15 protein-coding genes and 3 pseudogenes are annotated in these 23935 nt (G+C 68.2%); 7 read left to right on the plus strand and 11 right to left on the minus strand.

The annotated features are described in order from the left end of the window. Positions 1–49: 49 nt before the first annotated feature. From ACHMW8_RS12280 to ACHMW8_RS12305, 6 genes are all read right to left on the minus strand, one after another. Complete coding sequence (locus tag ACHMW8_RS12280; protein ID WP_125155867.1) at positions 50–1165, minus strand: hypothetical protein; 1116 nt, start codon at positions 1163–1165, stop codon at positions 50–52. Between the two features lie 98 nt (positions 1166–1263). Further along, entirely contained in the window at positions 1264–2490 is a 1227-nt protein-coding gene (locus ACHMW8_RS12285) for a TetR/AcrR family transcriptional regulator (protein ID WP_125155868.1), read from the minus strand. A gap of 153 nt (positions 2491–2643) precedes the next feature. Further along, the gene (locus ACHMW8_RS12290) at positions 2644–3822 is read right to left on the minus strand and encodes a hypothetical protein (protein WP_125155869.1); all 1179 of its coding nucleotides are present in this window, start codon (positions 3820–3822) and stop codon (positions 2644–2646) included. 3 nt (positions 3823–3825) lie between these two features. Next, positions 3826–5229 carry an MBOAT family O-acyltransferase gene (locus ACHMW8_RS12295; protein ID WP_395445693.1) on the minus strand — a complete coding sequence of 468 codons (1404 nt, stop codon included), beginning with the start codon at positions 5227–5229 and terminating at the stop codon, positions 3826–3828. Between the two features lie 98 nt (positions 5230–5327). After that, positions 5328–5840 (minus strand): glycine cleavage system protein R, encoded by a 513-nt coding sequence (locus tag ACHMW8_RS12300; protein WP_395445694.1) that lies wholly within the window; start codon positions 5838–5840, stop codon positions 5328–5330. 61 nt (positions 5841–5901) lie between these two features. Then, positions 5902–7848 carry an ATP-binding protein gene (locus ACHMW8_RS12305; RefSeq protein ID WP_395445695.1) on the minus strand — a complete coding sequence of 649 codons (1947 nt, stop codon included), beginning with the start codon at positions 7846–7848 and terminating at the stop codon, positions 5902–5904. A 133-nt stretch (positions 7849–7981) separates the two neighbouring features. Between ACHMW8_RS12305 and ACHMW8_RS12310 the strand changes: the two genes are divergently transcribed. From ACHMW8_RS12310 to ACHMW8_RS12330, 5 genes are all read left to right on the plus strand, one after another. Further along, positions 7982–9208 (plus strand): serine hydrolase domain-containing protein, encoded by a 1227-nt coding sequence (locus tag ACHMW8_RS12310; protein ID WP_395445696.1) that lies wholly within the window; start codon positions 7982–7984, stop codon positions 9206–9208. Between the two features lie 446 nt (positions 9209–9654). Then, positions 9655–11733, plus strand: a complete 2079-nt coding sequence (locus tag ACHMW8_RS12315; RefSeq protein WP_395445697.1) for a 3-hydroxyacyl-CoA dehydrogenase NAD-binding domain-containing protein — start codon at positions 9655–9657, stop codon at positions 11731–11733. Between the two features lie 157 nt (positions 11734–11890). Further along, on the plus strand, positions 11891–13441 hold the full coding sequence (locus tag ACHMW8_RS12320) for a class I adenylate-forming enzyme family protein (RefSeq protein ID WP_395445698.1): 1551 nt from the start codon (positions 11891–11893) through the stop codon (positions 13439–13441). A gap of 118 nt (positions 13442–13559) precedes the next feature. Further along, positions 13560–14543: a DegT/DnrJ/EryC1/StrS family aminotransferase gene (locus tag ACHMW8_RS12325; RefSeq protein WP_370450194.1), complete on the plus strand. Its 984-nt coding sequence runs from the start codon at positions 13560–13562 to the stop codon at positions 14541–14543. A 49-nt stretch (positions 14544–14592) separates the two neighbouring features. Continuing rightward, positions 14593–15063: a DUF2199 domain-containing protein gene (locus ACHMW8_RS12330; RefSeq protein ID WP_125155877.1), complete on the plus strand. Its 471-nt coding sequence runs from the start codon at positions 14593–14595 to the stop codon at positions 15061–15063. Here the strand turns inward: ACHMW8_RS12330 and corA are convergent. The 5 genes and pseudogenes from corA to ACHMW8_RS12355 all read right to left on the minus strand — a co-directional run bounded on the left by corA (position 15060) and on the right by ACHMW8_RS12355 (position 20009). Continuing rightward, positions 15060–16028: a magnesium/cobalt transporter CorA gene (gene corA / locus ACHMW8_RS12335; protein ID WP_395445699.1), complete on the minus strand. Its 969-nt coding sequence runs from the start codon at positions 16026–16028 to the stop codon at positions 15060–15062. The genes ACHMW8_RS12330 and corA overlap by 4 nt on opposite strands. Positions 16029–16046: 18 nt before the next feature. Continuing rightward, complete coding sequence (locus ACHMW8_RS12340) at positions 16047–17066, minus strand: adenosine deaminase (RefSeq protein ID WP_395445700.1); 1020 nt, start codon at positions 17064–17066, stop codon at positions 16047–16049. A gap of 104 nt (positions 17067–17170) precedes the next feature. Next, a pseudogene (locus ACHMW8_RS12345) lies at positions 17171–18065 on the minus strand (pirin family protein). Between the two features lie 31 nt (positions 18066–18096). Continuing rightward, positions 18097–19440 carry an MFS transporter gene (locus ACHMW8_RS12350; protein ID WP_395445701.1) on the minus strand — a complete coding sequence of 448 codons (1344 nt, stop codon included), beginning with the start codon at positions 19438–19440 and terminating at the stop codon, positions 18097–18099. 70 nt (positions 19441–19510) lie between these two features. Then, positions 19511–20009 (minus strand): annotated as a pseudogene (locus ACHMW8_RS12355) (Lrp/AsnC family transcriptional regulator). A gap of 143 nt (positions 20010–20152) precedes the next feature. On the opposite strand from ACHMW8_RS12355, the pseudogene ACHMW8_RS12360 reads away from it, so the two are divergent. Together ACHMW8_RS12360 and ACHMW8_RS12365 are read left to right on the plus strand one after the other, a co-directional pair. Next, positions 20153–23585 (plus strand): annotated as a pseudogene (locus ACHMW8_RS12360) (indolepyruvate ferredoxin oxidoreductase family protein). Positions 23586–23626: 41 nt separating this feature from the next. Beyond that, positions 23627–23932, plus strand: coding sequence for a hypothetical protein (locus ACHMW8_RS12365; protein WP_395445702.1), 306 nt, complete (start codon positions 23627–23629; stop codon positions 23930–23932). Positions 23933–23935: the final 3 nt, after the last annotated feature.

Raw genomic sequence — 23935 nt, forward strand, 5'->3', positions numbered from 1 at the left:
GCGGGGATGGGGCGTGTGCAGCCAGAAGCGCGGTCCCCTCTCGCCGCGCCTACAGATAATCCAGCATGCTCGGCGCCCCAGCTGTCTCGCCGTCGGCGTTGAACATCTCCGCCAGCTTGTCGCTGGCGGCCTGCAACTCAACCATCTTGCTGTAGACCGCCGGGGTCCAGCCGGCGGCGTCGCGTTCCTCGGCGCTCATGCCGGCGTAGCGGGTGATCATCGCCTTGCCGAAGCCGCCGTCCGCGTCCGAGGTCGACTGGTAGCTGGCCTTGATGGCGTCGCTGTCACGCTGGCGGATCTCGGCCTTGGCCTGGGCGACCTCGTGGGTCGAGAACTGGTCGTCCTTGTTCAGGGCCACGGCCGATAGCGAGCGGTCGTCGAAGCGGCGGAAGTCGATCGCGCCGCTGCCGCCGTCCTTGGCGGCGTCAGGAGCGACGGCCAGTTCGTACTGCTTGTCCAGCGCGGTGCGGACATCGCCGGCCACCTTGCCGAAGTCGCGGGTCTTGGCGCCGGCGACGACGCTGCCGGTTTCCTTCATGTAGGCGGCGACGCTGTCGTTCTGGATGCCGGCGGGGGCCAGGCCGGGACGGGCGATGGCCTGCTTGCGGCCTTCGACCAGGGCGGCGCGTTCGGTGGTCCAGGCGGTGGAGGCCTTTTCCTCGGGCCCGGCGGCGTCCATCTGGTCGAGGGCGGCCTGGTAGAGACTGGCATAGTCGCCGGTCAGTCGCGCCTGGGCGGCGGGGCTTGCCAGGGCGATGTCGTGCTGGTCCTTCAGGGCCAGGGCTGCGACCACCTGCTGGTCCATCGGGAACTGGCCGCCCTGGTTGCTGGCCACGGCGTAAAGGCTTCGGCGGTCCATGCCGGAGAGGTCGATGGTCGCGTCGCCGTTGTTCAGGGCGTTCTTGGTTCCGGCCGCCTTCAGCAAGCCCGCGATCTGGCTTCGGGCGTCGGAGACCACCGTCTCGATGGCGCGGGAGTCGGTCTGGGCCTTCAGCGCGGCCTGGGCGGCGGCCGAGAGCGTGACGTTCACCGCCGGCGTGTTGATCGTCGGGCTCTGGTCGCGGGTCGCGCCGTTGGCGGCGGCCTGGCTCGCGCGTTGCGCGGCGGTCTGGCCGGCGGTCAGGCCGGGCGCGTAGGTCGACGAATACGGATTGATCGTCGTCATGGCGGCGGGAACTCGAAGCGACTCAGTCGCGTCAGGGTACAGCCGTCAGCGGGGGGAGGCGAGACTATGGTTAATAGGTCGCAACCTTTGGGTGGCGGCTAGTTCAACACCCCGGTCAGCAGCGGTTTGGCGAACAGGTCGGCCGCCTCTTCCTTCTCCAGGCCTGGCGTCCAGGCGCCCAGACTGGCGGCGGCGTTCAGCATCGAGTTGATCATGTGGGCGGCGATGCTGGGGTCGATCGGGCGGATCGAGCCGTCGGCGATGCCGTCGGAGATGATCGAGGCGAAGCGCTGCCAGCCGCGCATATAGCCGTCGGCCATGTCGTGGCGCAGGGTGTCGGGCAGGGCGCCCAGCGACGAGGCGCGCAGCAGCGGCCCGTGCTCCGACAGCTGGTAGCTGGTCAGGCCGGCGGCGGTCGAGACCAGCCGCGTCCAGTTGTCCGTCGGCAGGTCGCGGGCGTCGAGCTGCGAGCGGCGGGTGACAGTGAAGGTGCGCTCGAAGCACTCGGCGACCAGGGCGTCCTTGTCGTCGTGGTGGTGGTAAAACGAGCCCTTGGTCACGTTCAGCGCCGCGGAGATGTCCTCGACCGAGGCGCCGCGATAGCCGCGCTGGTTGATCAGGCGGGTGGCGGCCACCAGGAAGGTCTCGCGCCACTCCAGGCCTTCGGGCGACACCGGCGTGGGGTCGGGCAGGGCGCGCGGGGCCCAGTGGTGGCCGGCGGCGGGCAGGCCGTTCAGCAGGATGTCGCCCATGCGGTCGCGCACGCGGCCATAGTCGTCGACGTCGTAGCGGCGCAGCCAGCGGCCCGACCAGAACACCTGCTCCATCAAGAGGTGCGTGCGGGCCGTGCGCTGGCGCTTGTCCAGATGGGCCAGGGATGGGTCGTCGAAGAAGTTCCGCACCCGGCGGAACAGATCGTTGAACGCGCCGACCACCGAGCCGCGCAGGGGCTCCTTCAGCGCCTTGATCTCGGCGAAGCTGGTCAGGGGCGTGGCCTCGCCCAGGCGAACCCGGCGGTTGAGGTCGAGATAGAGGTCGAGGAACTTCAGGATGCGGGCGGCGGGCGTGGCCTCGGCGGCGGCCTCCTCGACCATGGCCTCGAACCGCTCCAGGCCGCGCATGAAGCAGGCGGCGGCCAGGTCGTCCTTCTTGCGGTAGTAGTAGGTGACGCTGGTGGTGTTGAGGCCGACCTGGTTGGCGACATCGGCCAGGGTCATGCCGCGCACGCCCTGGCGGTTCAGGATCGCCGTGGCCGCCGCCAGGATGGTCTCCTTCTTGCGGGCGTAGCGCGCTGTGGCCGCCCCAGCGACCCGACCGTCGTCCATAACAAAATCCCCAAGTCCGCTACCTTCGGCGGCCGCGCCTGGCGCTGGACTATCCGGTCCAATCTAGGCGTGTGGAGGGCCGGCTTAAAGGGCGCTCCGTCCGTCGAGGGACAATTTGGCGCTCACCTAGCGTCAGGGTTTGTCAGGAATGTTTCAGGACGCCCGCTTTTGACGCGCCTCCGCCGCCATCTGGGTTTCGACCAGGTCGAGGAATTGGCGGCCGACCGCGCCGCCGGTCTGGCTCTCGACCTGCTCCAGCACCACCACGTCGGCGGCCATCAGGTCCTTGAGCGCGCTTTTCGGCGTGGCGGTCAGGGGATAGGCGCCGCCGTCGCGGTACTCGATGGGGGCGAGCGTCAGATAGCCGTAGTTGCGGGCGCGGCCGGCCAGGCGCGCCTGGGTCAGGAACAGGGCCAACGGATCGAAGAAGCTGTCGTTGACGGCGGCGAGGGTGAACACGCCCGAGCCGGGCGGTCCGACGGGGTGGGCGGTGACGGCCGGAGCCTTCCAGCCCGTGGGCGGCTTTCGAAGGTTCAGCAGGCTGGAAAGGTCGCGGTCCAGGCCGGTCTCGTCCGGCGCCTGGGCAAGGTCCCAGTCCAGCGCCGGCGTTTCGAGCCCCTGGCGGTTCAACTCGCTGACGAAGGCGCGGGCGGCCAGGGCGACGCCCAGCTGGTTCCAGTGAATGCCGTTGCGGGGGAACATCTCGTAGCCGAGCTTGCCGCGTTGGGCCTCCAGCGTCGCACGGCCGTCGACCCAGTGGATCCCGGCGGCGGTCAGGGCGCCGCGGGCGGCGGGATAGACGCTGTCGCGCCTGGCCGCGCAGGGGTAGCTGGACGGCACGAGGTCCGGGAACCAGGTCGTCTTGATCGGGGCCAGGACGTAGACGAACTTCTGGCCGCGCGCCTCGAACCAGTCCTGCGCGCGCCGCAGGCGGCGGGCGTAATCGGGCATGGCCGCGATGTCGACCTTCAGCTTGAGGCCGCAATGGGCCTCGATATAGCTCTCCTCGAACAGAGCGCCCTTGCGGCCCCGGATGATCGAGCCCGAGGCCATGGACGAGGTCCCGAAGGCGTCCCATTGCGCCTGGTTGTAGGCGCGAACGATGGCCGGGCGGGCCGGCAGCGCCGCGGCGGCGCGCGCCTCGGCGGCCTTCTGGTACTCGCCACGCCACAGGGCGGCGGGCGACAGGGCGACCTTTTCCGGCGGAATCCGCATACCCAGCAGCGTGGTGTCTGCGGGATGCTCTTTCAGCGCCGAGGCGCCGATCGCGCCCAGGCCCAGCAGCACGGCCAGGGCCAGAATCCGGGGCGTCCAGGTGAGCAGCGCGCGCATGGCCTAGAACCGGAAATAGAGGAACGGGTTGAAGGTCGTCGTCACCGCCTTGGCGATGGCCAGCAGGCCCAGCGCGACGATGGCCAGCGAGGCGGCGGCGCGGGCGGCGGGAAGCGCGGCGGCGCGCTCGGTCAGGATCCGGACTTGGGGCGCCGCGGCGACCAGGGAGCCGAGCAGGCCAATCGCCATGGCCGTCGCCTCGTGGCTGCGCACCGCCAGGAACTGGCCGTCGAGACCCGGCCGGACCATCGCGCCCAGCACTTCCGAGAGCTGGGGAAGGCCGTGGCTGCGGAAGATCGCCCAGCCGATCATGACCAGCACCAGGGCGCCGGCGACGCGCAGCGGCGAGGGCAGGCGCTCGGTCCACTTCCACCAGGTCTGGCGGTCCAGCACCATGAACGCCCCGTGCCAGGCGCCCCACAGCACGAAGGTCCAGGCCGCGCCGTGCCACAGGCCCGACAGCAGGAAGCAGAGCCACAGGTTCAGATAGGTCCGCGCCGCGCCGTGTCGGTTGCCGCCCAGCGGGATGTAGAGATAGCTGCGGATCCAGGTGGTCAGCGAGATGTGCCAGCGCTTCCAGAACTCTGTGACGCTGGTCGCGCCATAGGGGTGGGCGAAGTTCTCGCGCAGGCGGAAGCCGAACATCCGCGCCAGGCCCAGCGCCATGTCCGAATAGCCGGCGAAGTCGAAATAGATCTGGACGGTGAAGGCCAGCACCCCGATCCAGGCGCCGGCGAAGCCGATGGGTCCGTTGGCCGGGTCGAAGGCGCGGTCGGCGACCTGACCGCAGACATCGGCGATCAGCACCTTTCGCGCCAGACCCCACAGAAAGCGCAGAAAGCCCCAGGTCCGGTCGTCCCAGTCGGCCTTGCGGTCGCGTAAGGGACCGTCGATCTCGTGATACTTGATGATCGGCCCGGCCAGGACCTTAGGGAAGAAGAACACGAACAGCAGGTAGTCGCGCAGGGTCTTCGCCCGCTGGCTCTCGCCCCGGCGCAGGTCCACGAGGTAGGTGATCTTCTCGAAGACGATGAACGACACGCCCAGCGGCAGGGCCAGGTTCAGATGGGGGAGAGGCGGCGCGCCAAGGGACGAGAGCGGCGGCTGCAGCGTGTCGATCAGGAAGTCGGCGTACTTGTAGACGAACAGCAGCAGGATGTTGGCCGACACGCCCAGCGCCAGCCAGCGGCTCCCTTCCGGCCCGGGCCGGGTGACGAGGGGGCCGAGGCCATAGTCCAGCAGCGCCGAGGCCAGCACCACGAACACCGCGACCGGTTCGCCCCAGGCGTAGAACAGCAGGCTCGCGATCAGCAGGACGGCGTTCTTCAGGGCCTTGGGCGCGATGAAATACAGCAGCAGCGCCGGCGGCAGGACAAAGAACAGGAACAGCGGCGACGAAAAGAGCATGGTCCCCCAGGGTGTCGCGCTTTCTCGACCTCCGGCCGAGGGTTAGCGGCGCGGCGGCGCTTTGAACAGAGGCCCGGTAGGGCTGGCCCGTCGGGCGTTCACTCGGCCGGGGTCAGCGAGATGTCGACCATGATCTCGGCCGAGATGTTCTCCAGCGCCGTCTTCACCGCTTCGGCGTCCAGGGTGGGCGGCAGGCGCAGGCGGGCATCCAGATGGAACAGCGGCGCGCCCGAGTGGGGCTCGACGCTCATATGGGTGTCGAAGGCCTCGATATTGGCGTTGAGGTCAGCGAGCGCGGCCGTCACCTGATGGACGATGCCGGGTTGGTCCTGGCCGACCAGGCTGAAGGCGACGGCCAGGCCTTCCGGACCGGATGTCTCGACCGCCGGCGCGATCCGCACGTCCAGCCCCTGAGCGTCGACCGCGCTGACGGCGGCGCGCAAGGCGTCGGCGTCGTCGGCCTCCACCAGCACGGAGCCGACATAGAGGCCGCCCAACTGGCTGAGGTGGCTTTCCAGCCAGTTGCCGCCGGCCGACAGCACGGCGCTGGCGATGGCTTGCGTCAGGCCGGGTCGGTCGCTGCCGACGACGCTCAGGATCAAAAGGGCCATCGGCGCCTCCGGGAAAGTTGGCCCGCAACCAAGCGCATCGCGTCCGCGACGGCAATCCCGATCAGGAGGCCTTCCGCGCGGTCGACGGCTGGGCGGTCAGAGCCTGGACGATGGCCTGGGTCAGGGCGCGCGGCGACAGCGGCTTGGCGATCGCCCCGTCCATGCCCGCCGCCAGATAGCTGGCCTGCTGGTGGGCCAGGGCGTTGGCGGTCATGGCCAGGATCGGCGCGGACCCCGCGGGAGCGGGCAGCGCGCGGATGCGCTGGGTGGCCTCGATCCCGTCCATGACCGGCATCTGGATGTCCATCAGGATCAGGTCGAAACCCGCGCGGGCCGCGGCGACGCCCTGGACGCCGTCCTCGGCGGAGCTGACCTGGGCGCCCAGCGCCTCCAGCATGCGGCCGGCGATCAGGCGGTTGGTGGCGTTGTCTTCGACCAGCAACACGCGCAGGCCGTCGAACAGCGGCGTGTCGGGTTCGTTGAGGCGGGCCGCCCCATGTCCGAGATGCGGCGCGGCGCAGGCGTCGGCCTCGACCTCCAGCCAGAAGATCGAACCCTTGCCGTGTTCGCTGGTGAACCCGACCTCGCCGCCCATCATCTCGGCCAGGCGCCGACAGATCGACAGGCCCAGGCCCGATCCGCCGAAGCGGCGGGTGGTCGAGCCGTCGCCCTGACGGAAGCGCTCGAACAGGCTTTTGCCGGCCTCCTCGTCGATGCCGACGCCGGTGTCGGTGATCTCGAAGCGCAGGCGGAGCTTTCCATCCGTACGCTTGCCGGAGAGGCGGGCCACGACGCCGCCCTCCAGGGTGAACTTCACGGCGTTGCCCAGCAGGTTGAACAGGGCCTGACGCAGGCGCAGCGGGTCGGTGGCCGCCCAGCCCAGGTCGCTCTCGCCTCCCTTGGAGGGGGCCTCGACACGAAGATAGAGGCCCTTCGCCTCCGCCTGCGGCCGCAGCATGTCGGCGACGCCGGCCAGCAGCTCGGCCGGATCGACCGGCTCGGAACTCAGTTCGAGCTTCCCGGCCTCGATCTTCGAGAAGTCGATGATGTCGTTCAGGAGCTCCGACAGCATCTCGCCGCAATCCAGCGCCTCGTTCAGCAGGCGGCGGCCGTCGTCGGTCAGCGCTTCGTTCTTCAGAAGGTGCAGCACGCCCAGCACGCCGTTCATCGGCGTGCGGATCTCGTGGCTCATATTGGCCAGGAACTGGCTCTTGGCCTCGGCCGCGCCCAGGGCCGCATCGCGAGCCTCGACCAGCTCGGTGACGTTCTGGCTGATGCCGATCACGTCGAACGCGTCGGGGCTGGACCCGCGCACCCCGCGCCAGGCGCAGTGCATGTGCGTCCAGCTGTTGGTCGCCGGATCCAGGTAGCGGTAGTCGATCTCGACATGTTCGCCGCCGCGCAGGGTGCGCGAGAACGCGTCCCAAACCCTCATGCGATCATCGGCGTGGATCGACAGCGTCATCTCGTCCACCGTCATGGTCCGCACCCCGCCCTGCGGCGAGTTGGGCGTGGGGATGTCCTGATCGAAGACATAGACGCCCTTGCGGGGGTTGAAGCGCCAGACATAGACGCCGGCGGCGGTGCGCAGCAGCTCGTTGGAGCGCTCGGCCTGCTGGCGGGCGATCTCGCGGGCGCGGTCCTCGCTGAAGTCCTGGAAGACGATCATCAGGCCGCCGCCTTCCAGCACCTTGGACTTCGAGCGCACCCAGAGCCAGCCGCCGCCCTTGCGGGCCAGGCGATGCTCGCCCGACGCCTGGCCGCGCGCCTCCAGCGCCCGCCCGATATCCTCGATGACTGGTCTGTCATGCAGGTGGAAGAAGTCGTGCATGTGCCGGCCGACCGATTCGCCGGGCGACCATCCCGTCAGCTGCACCCAGGCGGGGTTGACGCGCGCGATCGCCCGGTCGTCCAGGACGACGAACATGTCGAGACTGCTCTGGAAGAACCAGTCGGCGGCCGCGGCTTCAATTCTGGAGGCCGCATCGGCGTCCAAGACCTTGCCCATCCCCATTTCCTCGTTTTCAATCGATACTCGCAGGATCGGGTAAAGTTTACGTTGCGGCAAAAAGCCCCGTCTTCGATTTCGATCCAACGGTACGCAAACACGACCAGAGCAGGTCGCAGGGGAGACCAGAAACTTGAGCACGCCAGAAGCGGTCGGACTGTCGAGCGAGCGATTGAAGCGCATCGATAGCTTCATCCAGTCCAAGTATATCGACACGGGAAAACTGCCCTGCGCGCTTACCCAAGTCTGGCGGCGGGGGCAGCTGGCCTATACATCGGTGCTGGGCAGCGCCGATGTCGAGCGAGGAAAGCCGCTCAAGGCCGACAGCCTGTTTCGCATCTACTCGATGACCAAGCCGGTCACGAGCGTGGCCTTCATGATGCTGGTCGAGGACGGCCTGGTGTCGCTGGACGATCCGGTGCATCGCTTCATTCCGGCCTGGCGCGACCTGGGCGTGTTCGCCGCTGGGGTCGAGGGGGCGTTCCAGACCAAGCGCGCCGGCGAGCCGATGCGGACGATCGACCTGCTGCGGCATACCTCGGGCCTTACCTACGGCTTCCAGCAGCGGACCAATGTCGACGCGGCCTATCGCAAGCTGAAGCTGGACGGGATCGACAGCGAGGGCGGCCTGCAGGGCTTCGTCGACGCGCTGGGGACCGTGCCGCTGGAGTTCTCGCCGGGCGAGGCCTGGAACTACTCGGTCTCGACCGACGTGCTGGGCTATCTGGTCGAGACGATCTCGGGGATGCCGTTCGACGTCTTCCTCAAGACCCGCATCTTCGATCCGCTGAAGATGGTCGACACCGGCTTCTTCGTACCCGAGAGCCAGCGCGAGCGCTTCACCGCCTGCTACGCCCTCACGCCTTCGGGCCGGGTGGTGCTGCAGGACGATCCGGAGAAGAGCCGGTTCTTCAAGGACCCGTCGGTGAAGTCCGGCGGCGGCGGTCTGGTCTCGACGGCCGACGACTACATGCGCTTCTGCCGGATGCTGCTGAACGGCGGCGAACTGGACGGCGCGCGCCTGCTCAGTCCCAAGACCATCAAGCTGATGACCATGAACCACCTGCCGGGCGGCAAGGAGCTGGTCCAGGTCTCGAAGTCGCTGTTCAGCGAGGCCGTGTTCGAAGGCCTGGGCTTCGGCCTCGGCTTCGCCATGACCATCGACCAGGCCCGGACCAAGAACCTGGGCTCGCTGGGCGAATATTTCTGGGGCGGCATGGCCTCGACGGCGTTCTGGATCGACCCGGTCGAAGACCTAGCGGTGGTGTTCATGACCCAGCTGATGCCGTCGACCTCCTATCCGATCCGGCGCGAGCTGCGGACGCTGGTCTATTCGAGCTTCACGGAGGCGGCGGGGTAGGGAGTCTCCCGGCCAAAGAAAGCGGCGCGGGAGGCTGCTCCCGCGCCGAGTTGCGCTTTACCAAAGTCCGACGCGTCGCGAGCAACGCGCCACGCTCGCGGAATTCACCGACTTCGAAGTGTGAGGACGCGTGCAAGGCGCATCCAAAGTCCATGGCTTCCCGCGAACGCCCTCCCCAGCGCGGATCATTCTCTCTGGATTTCAGGTAAATGCGGCGCCGAGCAGCCCCTCGACGCCGCACCCACCCCCACGGATGATCTCGGCTGAAACCGTAATTTCGAATTTGTAGTATGTGAATAAATTCGTCAACGCCGCCCCGTATCGAAGCGCTCCGAAAGCGCGTGTCGTCGCGGAGGTCTGGACATCTTCGCGCGAGCGTGCACGCTGGCTTCAAACAACCGTTCAAACGCCAAAACGGCATTCTTAAGAGCAGGGGTCGAAACGTCATGGCCGCGATCAACGCCGTCACCGATCTTTCCGTCGAAGGCGACATCGGCGTCGTCACGCTGAACTCCCCGCCGGTCAATGCGCTGTCGGCCGCCGTCCGCGAAGGCTTGAAGGGCGCGTTCGACGCGGCCATCGCCGATCCGGCCGTGCGGGCGATCGTGCTGATCTGCGAGGGCAAGACCTTCATCGCCGGGGCCGACATCACCGAGTTCGGCAAGGCCATGACCGGCCCCAGCCTGCAGGACGTCCAGGCGGCCATCGAGAACGCGCCGAAGCCCGTGGTGGCCGCGATCCACGGCACGGCGCTGGGCGGAGGCCTGGAGGTGGCCCTGGTGGCCCACTACCGCGTCGCGGTCCCCTCGGCCAAGGCCGGCCTGCCGGAAGTCAACATCGGCCTGCTGCCGGGCGCCGGCGGCACCCAGCGCCTGCCGCGCATCGTCGGCGTCGAGAAGGCGCTGGAGATGGTCACCAGCGGCCAGCACGTGCCGGCCAAGGCGGCCCTGGCCATGGGCCTGTTCGATGAGCTGGTCGAGGAAGGAAACCTCCGCGCCGGCGCGATCGCCTTCGCCAAGACCGTTCTGGCCGAGGGCCGTCCGCTGAAGAAGGTTCGCGAGCTGAACGACAAGGTCGAGGCCGCGCGCGGCAGGCCCGAGATCTTCGCCGACTTCCGCAAGGCCAACGCCAAGAAGTTCCGCGGCTTCATGGCCCCGGAGAACAACATCAAGTGCATCGAGGCGGCGGTGAACCTGCCGTTCGAGGAGGGGCTGAAGGAAGAGCGCCGGCTGTTCATGGAGCTGATGACGGGCAGCCAGTCTGCCGCCCAGCGCTACGTGTTCTTCGCCGAGCGTCAGGCCGCCAAGATCCCGGACGTGCCGGACGACACGCCCACGATCCCCGTCAAGAAGGTCGGCGTCATCGGCGCCGGCACCATGGGCGGCGGCATCTCGATGAACTTCCTCAACGCCGGCATTCCGGTGACGATCATCGAGGCCAAGCAGGAGAACCTGGAGCGCGGCGTCGGCGTCATCCGCAAGAACTACGAGAACACCGCCAAGAAGGGCCGCCTGACCCAGGACGACGTCGAAAAGCGCATGGGCCTGCTGACCCCCTCGATGAACCTCGAGGACCTGGGCGACTGCGACCTGATCATTGAGGCCGTGTTCGAGCTGATGGAGATCAAGAAGGAGGTCTTCGGCAAGCTGGACAAGATCGCCAAGCCCGGCGCGATCCTGGCCTCGAACACCTCGTACCTGGACATCGATGTGATCGCCGCCAGCACGAGCCGGCCCGAGAGCGTGATCGGCCTGCACTTCTTCTCGCCGGCCAATGTCATGCGCCTGCTGGAGATCGTGCGCGGCGCCAAGACCGACAAGTCGGTGATCGCCACCTCGATGCAGATCGGCAAGAAGATCGGCAAGGTCGCGGTGCTGGTCGGCAACTGTCACGGCTTCGTCGGCAACCGCATGCTGGCCCAGCGCCAGCGCGAGGCCCAGAAACTGATCCTGGAAGGCGCCATGCCCTGGGACGTGGACCGCGTGCTCTACGACTTCGGCCTGCCCATGGGGCCGTTCGCCATGAGCGACCTGGCCGGCCTCGACATCGGCTGGGACCCGGCCAAGACCTCGTCGTCGACCGTGCGCGAGGTGCTGTGCGAGATGGACCGTCGCGGCCAGAAGAACGGCAAGGGCTTCTACGACTACGACGAGAACCGCAACGCCAAGCCGTCGCCGGTCGTGGAAGAGGTGATCCGCGACTTCGCCGAGAAGCGCCAGATTCAGCGCCGCGAGATCAGCGATCAGGAGATCCTGGAACGCTGCCTGTATCCGATGGTCAACGAGGGCGCGAAGATCCTCGAGGAAGGCAAGGCTATCCGGGCGTCCGACATCGATATCGTCTGGATCAACGGCTATGGCTGGCCGGTCTATCGGGGCGGTCCGATGTTCTGGGGCGAGCTGGTGGGCCTCGACAAGATCCTGGCCAAGATGAAGGAATTCCAGGCCGCCCACGGCGACGACTTCAAGCCGTCGGCCCTGCTGGAGCGGCTCGTGGCCGAGGGCAAGGGGTTCAAGGACGCTTGAGGCTCTATCGATCTCACTAATCTTGTCATCCCGGTAAGCGCGTAGCGCTTGTCCGGGACCCGGGGGGGGCACCGCATTGCGCCGGCTCCTGGGTCCCGGCTCTCCGCTTCGCCGCGGCCGGGATGACAAGCGTTGTTGCGTTTGGGGAAGTAAATCCATGACCACCATCGCCGCCATGATGTCCGCCGACTACGGCGTGATGGGCGACATCCTGCGCCAGCGCGCCCAGGAGGGGCCCAACCATCCGGCCGTGATCATGGAGACCGGCGAGGCGGTGACCTACGCGCAGTTCGACGCCCTGGTCGACCGCGTCGCCGCCGCCCTGCAGCGTGACGGGATTGCGCCGGGCGAGGCGATCGCCGTCTGCGCCCTGTCGTCGATCCCCTATGCGGCGGTGTTCCTGGGCGGCCTGCGGGCCGGCGTCGCCGTGGCGCCGATCGCGCCGTCCTCTACGCCCGAGGCCATCGCCGGCATGGTCGCCGACTGCGGGGCCAGGCTGTTCTTCCTCGACGCCGGCGTGGCCGAGGCCCAAGCGCCCGCGCCGATCCCCGTCCGCCAGATCGCCCTTGATGGCTCGGCCGCCGGCGAGTCCTTCGACGCCTGGCTGGCCCCCGAAGGCGCGACGCCGCGGCCTGTCGTGATCGCGTCCGACCAGCCGTTCAACATCATCTATTCCAGCGGCACGACCGGCACGCCCAAGGGCATCGTCCAGTCGCACGGCATGCGCTGGAAGCACGTCTTCCGCGGCGACGCGGTCGGCTATGGCCCCACGGCGGTCACGGTCCTGTCGACGCCGCTCTATTCGAACACCACCCTGGTCTGCTTCTTCCCGACCCTGGCGGGCGGCGGGACCGTCGTGCTGATGAAGAAGTTCGACGCCGGCAAGTATCTGGAGCTGGCCCAGAAGCACCGCATGACCCACACCATGCTGGTGCCGGTGCAGTACCGACGCCTGATGGAGCGGCCGGACTTCGACCGCTACGACCTCTCCTCGACGCACCTGAAGTTCTGCACCAGCGCGCCGTTCGGCGCCGAGCTGAAGGGGGAGGTGCTGAAGCGCTGGCCCGGCGGCCTGGTCGAGTATTTCGGCATGACCGAGGGCGGCGGAACCTGCATCCTGATGTGCCACGAGCATCCGGACAAGCTGCACACGGTCGGCCAGCCCGCGCCGGGCCACGACATCCGGCTGATCGACGAGGACGGCGTCCAGGTCGGCCCCGGCGTGGTCGGCGAGATCGTCGGCCGTTCGGCCGCGACCATGAGCGGCTATCACGGCCGCCCGGACAAGACCGCCGAGGCCATCTGGACCTCGCCCGAGGGCTGGACCTTCATCCGCACCGGCGATGTCGGCCGTTTCGACGAGGACGGCTTCCTCACGCTGATGGATCGCAAGAAGGACATGATCATCAGCGGCGGCTTCAACATCTATCCGTCCGACCTGGAGGCGGTGCTGGTCCAGCATCCGGCCGTGGTCGAGGCGGCGGTGGTCGGCGTGCCCTCGGACGCCTGGGGCGAGACCCCGGTGGCCTTCGTGGCGGTGAAGGGCGAGGCCGACGCCGAGGCGATCAAGACCTTCGTCAACGGCCAGGTCGGCAAGACCCAGCGCCTGGCCGACGTGAAGATCGTCGACAGCCTGCCGCGCAGCCATATCGGCAAGGTGCTGAAGCGCGAACTGCGGAACTCCTGGCAAAATCAGCCTAGTCGCTGAACTTTTTGCCGCGACGGCGCGCCACATTAGGCCGGGCGGAATCGATGAATACGGTTGCTTAACCATATGGTGCGGCCATGGAGGTCGCCCGGTTCGTCGTGGAATGCGTTCTAAAGCCATGCTCCCGAAGCCCGCCGCCGTTCCGACCCTCGTCCCGCAAGGGAAGACCTTCGTCCGCGCGACCGGAGCGCCGATCGACTTCGACGCCGTCGCCGCCGCCCTGGGCGTCGCCGGACATGGCGCGGACCTGCACCAGCGCCTGGCCGCCCGTTTCGCCCGTCCCGTCGCGGTGCGCGCCTTCGCCGACCGCGTCGAGGCCACCGCCGCGGCCCTGAAGGCCCTGGGCGTGCGCGAAGGCGGCGTCTGTGTCGTCTCCGCCCTGGCCGATCCGGAGACCCTGGCCGGCGTCGCCGCCGCGGGGCTCAAGGCCTGGCTGGTCGATGTCGACCCGTTCAGCGCCATGTTCGACACCGGCCACCTGCGCGAGCGCCTGCCCGATGCGCCGGGGCCGCTGGAGGCCATCGTTCCCGCCGCCGCCCACGGCCGCGCGCCCGACATGCGCGCCTGGGCCGCCTTCCGCGCCGAGACCGGACTGCCGATCCTGGTCGACGCCGCCGGCGCCTTCGATGTGGTGATCGCAGCGCCGGTCCCCGTTCTCGTGGGCCTGCCCGCTGGGTCGGGCGTGTTCGTCGCCTGCGAGGACGCCACCCCGATCAACGCCATCGACGCCGCGCCCTTCTCCGGCGACGACGGCCTCGCCGCCTGGCCGGGTCTGCGCCAGCGCCTGTGCGGCACGGCCCAGCAACTGCGTGTCCTGCTGTTGGACAGCGGCGTCGGCTTCCAGCCCGGCTGGGGCATGAGCTGGATCTCGCAGACCTGCGCGCTGTCTCTGCCGACCGACGACGCCGGCGCGGTGGCCTGGAAGCTGCAGGCGGCCGGCGTGCCCGCCAGCTGCTCCGTGCGCGATCGGTCTCTCGCCACCGACGACACCCCGACCGCCGATCACCTGGCGGCCTCGACCGTGGTCATCACCCTGGATCCGAACCTCGATATCGAAGGCCTGGATCGCCTGTGTGACGCCTTGCGGGACGCGGTGGCCTAGAGCCGCGCGATGGCCTAGTCATTCGGCGTCGTACACGCCGAAGGTTCCGATGGCCGAAGAGTTCTCCCTGACCCGCGACTGGGGTTTCGAGCTGCCCGACGAGGTCTGGGCGCTCACCGAAGCCGAGCTGGGCGAGCAGGTCCGTTACAATGACGACCTGTGCCAGTGGGGCGACCGCGTCTTCATCCGCTGCATCCTGCCGGTCCCGCTGAAGGGCGCCGACGACTATTTCGGCTGGGGCGCCTGGAGCGAGGTCGAGCCCGAGGTCTTCGAGCGCTATCTTGAGCTCTACGAAGAGGACGGCCGCGAGGAGCCGCCGGTCCCTGGCAAGCTGGCCAACCGCCTGCCGCCCTATCCCGGCACGACCCTGGGCACCCGTGTGATGATCCAGTTCCAGACCCCGGACGAGCGGCCCACCCTGAACCTGCTGGAGGGCGACAAGAGCCGGCTGGCCCAGGAACAGCGCGAGGGTATCGACGCCGCGCGGCACCGCGAGATTCTGGAGATCAGCGAAGCCTAGAGCCAGCCCGTCTTGCGGAACCGCCGGTACAGCAGCCCGCAGACCGCCACGATCACGGCCAGCACGCCGTAGTAGCCGTATTCCCACTTCAGCTCGGGCATGTGCTCGAAGTTCATGCCGTAGATCCCGGCCACCGCCGTCGGCACGGCCAGGATGGCGGCCCAGGCGGCCAGCTGGCGGGTGATCACGCCCTGGCGCTGCTGTTCCAGCAGGCTGCTGATCTCGAACACGAAGGTCAGCACCTCGCGCAGGCCGTCGACCAGGATCTCGGTGCGCTGGATGTGATCGCGGACGTCGCGGAAATAGGGCCGCACCTCGCTGTCGATGCAGGGCAGATCGTGATGCTCCAGCGCGCTGACCACCTGGGTCATGGGGCCGAGCAGCTTCTTGAACTTCATCAGCGCCCGGCGAAGATTGAAGATGCGGGCGATCTCCGCGCGGCTGAGAAAAGCGTCCAACGCCCGCCGCTCGAAGGCGACCAGCTCTTCCTCGATGGCGTCGACGACGGGCATGTAGCCGTCGACGATGAAGTCCAGCACCGCGTGCAGCACGTAGTCGACGCCGTGCGCCAGCAGGGCCGGGGCGGCCTCCAGCTGGGCCCGCAGTTCGGTGTGAGCCCGCGCCGAGCCGTGGCGGACGGTGATCAGGTGGCGGCGACCGACGAAGAAGTCAGTCTCGCCATATTCGATGTGGTCATTGTCCAGGCGCGCGGTCTTGGCGACGACGAACAGCTGGTCGCCGTAGACGTCGACCTTCGGCGTCTGGCGGGCGTTCAGCGCGTCCTCGATCGCCAGCGGGTGCAGATCGAAGGCCTGCTGCAGCACGCGCAGCTCGCCTTCGTCAGGCTCAACCAGGCCGATCCAGACGAACTCGCCGTCGCGCGGCCGCAGACTGTCCGGATCGTCCAGGCTGATCGGGCGGACGGCCTGGCCGGCGACATAGGCGTTGGCGGCGACGACGCTCACGGGCGGGGGCTCTTGGGGCTAGTGGCTGGCCGCGTAGGCCTCGACCTTGGCCACCCGCTCGGCCTTCTCGGCTTCGGTCAGGAACGAGCCGGTGAAGCTGTTCTTGGCCAGGGTGACGATCTCTTCGCGGGTCAGGCCCACCGCGCCGGCGGTGGCCATGTAGTTCTCCAGCAGGTAGCCGCCGAAATAGGCCGGGTCGTCGGAGTTCACGGTCGCCTTCAGGCCCAGGGAGAGCATCTTTTTCAGCGGATGGACGTCCAGGCTGGGCACGCCGCACAGCTTCAGGTTCGACAGCGGGCAGACGGTCAGGGTCGTCCCGTCCTTGACCAGGCGCGCGGTCAGGGCCTCGTCCTCGAGGGCGCGGTTGCCGTGGTCGATGCGGTCGACCTTCACCAGGTCGATGGCTTCCCAGACATAGGCCGGCGGGCCTTCCTCGCCGGCATGGGCCACGACCTTGAGGCCGAGGTCCCGGGCGGCTTGCATGACGCGGGCGAACTTGGCCGGCGGGTGGCCGACCTCGGAGCTGTCCAGGCCGACGCCGGCGATCTTGTCCAGCCAAGGCTTGGCCCGCTCCAGGGTCTCGAAGGCGGCCTCTTCCGACAGGTGGCGCAGGAAGCAGAGGATCAGCTTGGAGGTGACGCCCAGCGTCTTCTCGGCCTCGTCCATGCCGGCCAGCAGGCCCTTCATCACCGTGTCGAAGGCGATGCCGCGATCGGTGTGGGTCTGGGGGTCGAAGAAGATCTCGGCGTGGGTCCCGCCGTCGGCGGCCAGGCGCTTGAAATAGGCCAGGGCCAGGTCCTTGAAGTCGGCCTCGGTGATCAGCACCCCCGCGCCCTGGTAGTAGATGTCCAGGAAGTCCTGCAGGTTCGAGAAGGCGTAGGCGGCCCGGATCTCGTCCACCGACTTGAAGGGCAGGGTGATCCCGTTGCGCTGGGCCAGCTCGAACATCAGCTCGGGCTCGAGGCTGCCCTCGATGTGCATGTGCAATTCGGCTTTCGGGAGGCCGCGGACGAAGTCGGTAAAGGCGGTGTCGATCATGCGGACGTTATGAGCCTCCCTAGCGACGCCTTTCAACTGTCATCCCAAGCTTTATGCGCGGGACCCATCCGTCCGCCGCCAGTGCGGAGAGGACAGGCGCCTGCCTAGAGCGGTTGCGGCGTCTTCGGCGGGCCTTCCGGCAACGGAATGAACTCGTCGTGGTCGAGGTCGGGCAGCTTCATGCGGCCAGCCTTCCAGTCGGCCTTGGCCTGCTCGATGCGGTCCTTGGACGAGGAGACGAAGTTCCACTCCATGAAACGCGGGCCGATCGGCTCGCCGCCCAGCAGCATGACGGTCGAGCGCTCCAGCGCCTTGAACACCACGGTCTCGCCCGGCGCGAAGACGGCCGATCTGCAGGGCCGAGAGCTCGCGGCCGTCGACCTCGACCCGGCCGTCGGCGACATAGGCCGCGCGCTCGGAATATTCGGCTGGCAGGGCCGCGGTCGCGCCCGGCTCAAGCTCCCAGTGGACGTAGAACAGCGGCGAGAACACCGGCACATTGGCCTTGGCGCCGAACGCCTCGCCGGCGATCAGCCGCGCCTTCAACCCGCCGCTCTCGTAGGACGGCAGCTCGGCCTGGCCTTCGTGGTGGCTGAAGCTGGGGGCGATCTCTTCATATTCCTTGGGCAGGGCGATCCAGGCCTGCATGCCATCCATGCGGCCGCCCTGGCGGCGCAGGGTCTCGAAGCGTTCGGAGTGGGTGATGCCCGAGCCGGCGGTCATCCAGTTGACCTCGCCCGGCTTGATCACGGTCTCGGAGCCGACGCTGTCGCGGTGGGTGATCTCTCCCTGGAACAGGTACGACAGGGTGGAGAGGCCGATGTGCGGATGCGGGCGGACGTCGGCGCTCTTGGGGAAGCCCGGCGCGAAGTCGGCCGGCCCCATGTGGTCCAGGAAGGTGAACGGGCCGACCATGCGCTTGGCGTGGAAGGGCAGCACGCGGCCAACCTCGAAGTTTCCGATGTCGTGACGGCGGGCTTCGATGACGAGGTCGATCATGGGGCGGCTCCGGGAAGGAATAAGCGGGAACTTAGCTGGGACAAGACCGCCGCGTCTTGTGCAAAGCCGGCAATGCAAGGTTCGCGTTTTTGATCCCTACAGCGTGTCGGCGGCCTTCTTCAGCGGCAGCAGCGCCAGCAGGCTGATCGCGCCCGCGCCGGCGAGATACAGGCCGACCAGCTTCAGGCCGCCGTGCGTCGCCAGGGCCTGGGCGATGGCCGGGGTCATGCCGCCGCCGATCACCCCGCCGACATTGAAGGCGATCGACGAGCCGGTATAGCGCACCCGCGCCGGAAAACAGGCTGGGCAGCCAGGCCCCCAGCGGGCCATAGACCAGGCCCATGACCACCAGGGCCAGGGACAGAAAGACGCCGATCGTCCAGAGCGAGCCCGAGCCCATCATCGGCGCCAGGGCCGCGCCGGCGGCGATGGTCAGCAGCGAGCCGGCCATCAGCACGCGGCGGGGGCTGGTCTTGTCGGCCCAGTAGCCGGCCCAGACGATGCCGCCGGCCATGAACAGGATGGCGACCAGCAGCACACCCAGGAACACCTGGCGGTCATAGCCGAGGGCGGTGACGCCGTAGCCCAGCGAGAAGGCGGTGGTCAGGTAGAAGAGCGCGAAGCAGGCGACGACGGCGAACGTGCCGCCGATCGTCTCGCGGGCGTGGGTCTTCAGCAGCTCGGCCACCGGCACGTGCGGCGGCGGGGCGGCGTGGGCGGCGGCCTGGAAGGCGGGCGTCTCGGTCAGCTTGAGGCGGATCCACAGGCCGACCCCGACCAGCAGGATGCTGCCCAGGAACGGCAGTCGCCAGCCCCAGCTCTGGAACTGCTCCGGCGTCAGGACGGCGCCCAGAGCCAGGAACAGGCCATTGGCGGCGATGAAGCCCACCGGCGCGCCCAGCTGCGGGAACATGCCGAAGCGCGCGCGGAAGCCGGGCGGGGCGTTCTCCACCGCCAGCAGGGCCGCGCCGCCCCACTCGCCGCCCAGGCCAAAGCCCTGGCCGAAGCGCAGCAGGCACAGCAGGAACGGCGCGACCCAGCCGGCCGTGGCGTAGGTCGGCAGGAAGGCCACCAGCAGGGTCGAGCCGCCCATGATCAACAGCGACGCCACCAGGGTCGACTTGCGCCCGATGCGGTCGCCGAAATGGCCGAACACGATCGAGCCCAGCGGGCGGGCGATGAAGGCCACGCTCAGGCTGGCGTATGAGGCCAGGAGCTGCATGGCCGGCGAGCTGGCGGGAAAGAACAGCGGCCCGAACACCAGGGAGGCGGCGGTCGCGTAGATATAGAAGTCGTAGAACTCGACCGCCGTGCCGATCAGGCTGGCGGCCAGCACGCGTCGCGTCGACGCGCCGGCGGCGCTCGATGGGGCCATTTGGCCTCTCCCCAAGGTGTCGGAAGATCGACGCGGACGGCTGCAGGGCCGCCACGCGCCATCGTGAGGATCAGCCCAGCGGGCTGACGTACGGGCTCACCAGACCCAGCGGCACGGCCGTCGAGTTCTTGACGCCGCGGATGACGATGCGGCTCTCGATGTTGCTGACCAGGCCCAGCGACAGCAGCTTCTCGCGCAGGAACTCGTCGAAGGCGCGCATGTCGCGGGTGACGATGCGCATCTCGTAGTCAGCCGCGCCGGTGACGGTGGCGCACTGCACGACCTCGGCCCACTTGGCGACGGCCTGCTCGAACGTGTCCAGATTTTCCTTGGTCGGAAGGGACAGCTTGACGGTGCAATAGACTTCGAAGCCCAGACCCAGCTTTTCGCGGTCCAGGATCGTGACGCGACGCTGGATGACGCCGGCGTCTTCCAGGCGCTTGATCCCGGCGCCAGCACGGGCTGGACGAGAGGCCGACTCGTTCGGCGATCTCCGCGACGGACAGTCCGGCGTCGTGTTGGATGAGATCCAGGATCTTGGCATCCACGGCGTCGAGTTGTTCGGACAAGAAATTCCTCCCCCAAGCGGGCGTTGACGCTCCAATTTTGCGCAAAGGGGCCCTGAAGTCGGGCACGCCTTGGGCAAACAATTTCCGCGCTTCTATAAGATATTGCGTTACGGGCGAGAAGACCCCGGAGGAAAATTTTTGCCATGCGGCACTCTGAAGTCACTCTCGACGACAAATATGTGCTCGAAGATGGTCGAGCCTTCATCACTGGCGTGCAGGCGCTGCTGCGGGTCCTGCTGGATCGCAAGCGTCTCGATCGCCTCGCGGGGCTGAACACGGGGGGCTATCTTTCCGGCTATCGCGGTTCGCCGCTGGGCGGCCTCGACCAGCAGGCCGCGCGGATCAAGAAGCTGCTCACCGCGCACGACGTGGTCTTCCAGGAAGGTCTGAACGAGGACCTCGCCGCTACAGCGGTGTGGGGCAGCCAGCAGGCCAATCTCTTCCCCGGCGCCCTTTATGATGGCGTGTTCGGCATGTGGTACGGCAAGGCGCCCGGCGTCGACCGCACCGGCGACGTCTTCAAGCACGCCAATTTCGCGGGGACCTTCCCGACCGGCGGCGTGCTGGCGGTGGCCGGCGACGACCACGGCTGCAAGAGCTCGACCCTGCCGTCGCAATCGGAATTCGCCTTCCAGGACTTCGAGATGCCGGTGCTGTCGCCGGCCGACGTTCAGGAAGTGCTGGACTATGGCGTCCTCGGCATCGCCCTGTCGCGGTTCTCGGGTCTGTGGACGGGCATGATCGCCCTGGCCGACACCATGGACTCGGGCGTGACCATCGATGTTTCGCTGGGCCGCCACCAGGCTGTCATTCCAGACTTCCCGTTCCCGCCCGGCGGTCTCGGCATCCGGCTGAAGGACCAGCCGATGGAGAAGGAACGGCGGATGCGGCTGCACAAGCTGCCCGCCGCCCTGGCCTTCGCCCGCGCCAACCACATCGACCGCGTGGTGCTGGGCGCCTCGCACGTGCGCGTCGGCAAGGCGCGCCTGGGCATCGTCTGCCAGGGCCAGGCCTACAAGGACGTGCTGGAGGCCTTCACGGCCATGGGCATGACCCTGCAGGAAGCCGCCGACCTGGGTGTCTCGATCTACAAGGTCGGCATGCCTTGGCCGCTGGAGCCGCTGGGCCTGCGCGCCTTCGCCGCCGGCCTCGAGACCCTGATGGTCATCGAGCACAAGCGCGGCCTGATCGAGCCTCAGGCGCGCGCGGCGCTGTATGACCTTCCCGCGCAAGCTCGGCCGCGCATCATCGGCAAGGTCGACGAGCGCGGCGCGCCGCTGCTCTCGGAGCTCGGCTCGTTGTCGGTGGCCGAAATCGCCCTGGCCATCTACGACCGCCTGCCGGACGGCCCGCACATGGAGCGGGCGCGCGCCTATCTGAACCGCGTCTCGGCCGCCGGCGTCGCCGCCGTCAGCCTGGCCGCCGACCAGGCCCGCAAGCCGTTCTTTTGCTCGGGCTGCCCGCACAACAGCTCGACCAAGCTGCCGGAGGGCTCGCGGGCTCTCGCCGGCATCGGCTGCCACTACATGGCCGGGTTCAACGACCCGATGACCGACCTCAACACCCACATGGGCGGCGAGGGCCTGACCTGGGTGGGCGCCGCGCCGTTCACCAGCGAGAAGCACGTCTTCCAGAACCTGGGCGACGGCACCTACAACCACTCGGGCTCACTGGCGATCCGGGGCGCGATCGCAGCCAAGGCCAACATCACCTACAAGCTGCTCTATAACGACGCCGTCGCCATGACGGGCGGCCAGCGCGCCGAGAGCGGCTTCACTCCCGCCCAGATCACCCGCCAACTGGCGGCCGAGGGCGTGACCAAGACCGTCATCGTCGTCGATGAGCTGCACCGCTACGAGGGCGTCAACGACCTGGCCCCGGGCGTTCGAGGTCTTCCCCCGTTCGGACCTGATGCGCGTCCAGGAGATGCTGCGCGACACGGCCGGGGTCACGGTGCTGCTGTACGACCAGACCTGCGCCACCGAAAAGCGCCGCCGTCGCAAGCGCGGCTCCATGCCCAAGGCGACGAAGCGCGTGTTCATCAACCCGCTGGTCTGCGAAGGCTGCGGCGATTGCTCGGTGAAGTCCAACTGCGTCTCCGTCGAACCGCTGGCCACCGAGTTTGGCCGCAAGCGCAAGATCAACCAGTCGTCCTGTAACCAGGACTACAGCTGCGTCGAGGGCTTCTGCCCCTCGTTCGTCACGCTGGAGGGCGCCGAGAGCGCCCAGGCCAAGAAGACGCCGGCGGCCCTGACCGCCGAGTCGACGCCGCTGCCCGAGTTCGAGCCGCTGACCGGCGTGCGCAAGATCCTGTTCACGGGCGTGGGCGGCACGGGCGTGACGACCGTGGCCTCGATCCTGGCCATGGCCGCCCATATCGACGGCCGCGCCGGCAGCGTGGTGGACATGACGGGTCTGGCCCAGAAGGGCGGCTCGGTGTTCAGCCACGTCAAGATCGGCGAGACGGAAGAGACCATTGTCGGCGGCCGCGTGCCGGCCGCCAGCGCCGACGTGCTGATCGCCTGCGACCTGCTGGTGGCGGCCTCGCCCGAGGGCCTGTCGCTCTACGCCAAGGACCGCACCCGCGCCTTCGGCAACAGCGACTTTGCCCCCACGGCTGACTTCGTCACCAGCCGTGACGTCAAGTTCGACAGCGGCGCCATGGCGCGCCGGGTCAAGGGCGCGACCAACACCTTCGACGCCTGCCCGGCCCAGCGCCTGGCCGAGACCGAGTTCGGCGACGCCATCTACGCCAACATGATCATGGTCGGCTTTGCCTGGCAGCGCGGGGTGATCCCGGTTTCCAGCCGCGCCCTCTATCGCGCCATCAAGCTGAATGGCGTCGACGCCGAGGCCAATTTGCAGGCCTTCGAACTGGGCCGCCGCGTCGCCCACGACCCGACCTCGATCGCCGTCAAGGAAGACAAGGTCGCCACGCCCGAAACCCTGCCGCTGGACGACCTGATCGCCCGCCGCATCAAGGAGCTGACGGCCTACCAGAACGCCGCCTACGCCCAGCGCTACGCCGACAAGGTGGCCAAGGTCCGCAGCGCCGAAGCCGCAATCGGCGGTGAGGCCCTGACCCGCGCGGCGGCGGTCAACCTCTACAAGCTGATGGCCTACAAGGACGAGTACGAGGTTGCTCGTCTGTACACGGACGGTCGTTTCAAGGCCGAGCTGGCCGGCACCTTCAAGGGCGGCAAGGCCAAGGTCTGGCTCTCGCCGCCGCTGCTGGCCCCCAAGGGGCCGGACGGCAAGCCCAAGAAGATCGCCTTCGGCGGCTGGATGCTCGACGCCGCCTTCCCGATGATGGCGAAGATGAAGGGCCTGCGAGGCGGCCCGCTCGACATCTTCGGCCACGCCGAGGAGCGCAGGATGGAGCGCGGCCTGATGACGTCCTACGAGACGACCCTCGACCGCCTGGCCGCCGGCCTCTCCCAGGAGAGCCTGCCGCTGGCGGTGAAGATCGCCGAGATCCCGCAACAGATCCGCGGCTACGGCCACGTCAAGGACGCCTCGGTGGTCACGGCGAAAGCGGCCGAGGCCAAGCTGTGGGCGCAGTGGGGCGGTAGCTGACCACCGTATCGTGGCGGGAAGTCTGTGATAGACTTTCCGCCATGAACAAGCCGGTTCGCGACGCTTCGGTTTCAGTGACCCTTCCCAGCAGCGCGGTGGAGGAACTTAGCGCGCGCGTCGCCTCGGGAGAGTTCGGTAGCCTGGATGAGGCCGTCACGGCCTCGCTCTTGGAGCTTGAGCACTTTCGCGCCGTCGAATTGGTTGGGGGCGAGGCGGCGTTTCAGGCTCTGGCGGGGCGGATCGAAGCCGATTCCGAAGCGCATGTCGGTGAGGTCGACGCTTTCGAGTTCCTGCATGCGCTGAAAGACGAATATGAGCGCTTTGCCGCCCAGGACGACCGCGCTTGAGGC

It is taken from the genome of Caulobacter sp. UC70_42, assembly GCF_044056025.1.
Lineage (GTDB): Bacteria > Pseudomonadota > Alphaproteobacteria > Caulobacterales > Caulobacteraceae > Caulobacter.

Bases quoted from the DNA above. Each gene is read 5' to 3' on its own strand.
- ACHMW8_RS12340 (WP_395445700.1), bottom strand. From the start codon at position 17,066: ATGATCGACACCGCCTTTACCGACTTCGTCCGCGGCCTCCCGAAAGCC.
- ACHMW8_RS12365 (WP_395445702.1), top strand. From the start codon at position 23,627: ATGAACAAGCCGGTTCGCGACGCTTCGGTTTCAGTGACCCTTCCCAGC.
- ACHMW8_RS12295 (WP_395445693.1), bottom strand. From the start codon at position 5,229: ATGCTCTTTTCGTCGCCGCTGTTCCTGTTCTTTGTCCTGCCGCCGGCG.
- ACHMW8_RS12320 (WP_395445698.1), top strand. From the start codon at position 11,891: ATGACCACCATCGCCGCCATGATGTCCGCCGACTACGGCGTGATGGGC.
- ACHMW8_RS12300 (WP_395445694.1), bottom strand. From the start codon at position 5,840: ATGGCCCTTTTGATCCTGAGCGTCGTCGGCAGCGACCGACCCGGCCTG.
- ACHMW8_RS12315 (WP_395445697.1), top strand. From the start codon at position 9,655: ATGGCCGCGATCAACGCCGTCACCGATCTTTCCGTCGAAGGCGACATC.
- ACHMW8_RS12350 (WP_395445701.1), bottom strand. From the start codon at position 19,440: ATGGCCCCATCGAGCGCCGCCGGCGCGTCGACGCGACGCGTGCTGGCC.
- ACHMW8_RS12305 (WP_395445695.1), bottom strand. From the start codon at position 7,848: ATGGGCAAGGTCTTGGACGCCGATGCGGCCTCCAGAATTGAAGCCGCG.
- ACHMW8_RS12280 (WP_125155867.1), bottom strand. From the start codon at position 1,165: ATGACGACGATCAATCCGTATTCGTCGACCTACGCGCCCGGCCTGACC.
- ACHMW8_RS12285 (WP_125155868.1), bottom strand. From the start codon at position 2,490: ATGGACGACGGTCGGGTCGCTGGGGCGGCCACAGCGCGCTACGCCCGC.
- ACHMW8_RS12325 (WP_370450194.1), top strand. From the start codon at position 13,560: ATGCTCCCGAAGCCCGCCGCCGTTCCGACCCTCGTCCCGCAAGGGAAG.
- ACHMW8_RS12330 (WP_125155877.1), top strand. From the start codon at position 14,593: ATGGCCGAAGAGTTCTCCCTGACCCGCGACTGGGGTTTCGAGCTGCCC.
- ACHMW8_RS12290 (WP_125155869.1), bottom strand. From the start codon at position 3,822: ATGCGCGCGCTGCTCACCTGGACGCCCCGGATTCTGGCCCTGGCCGTG.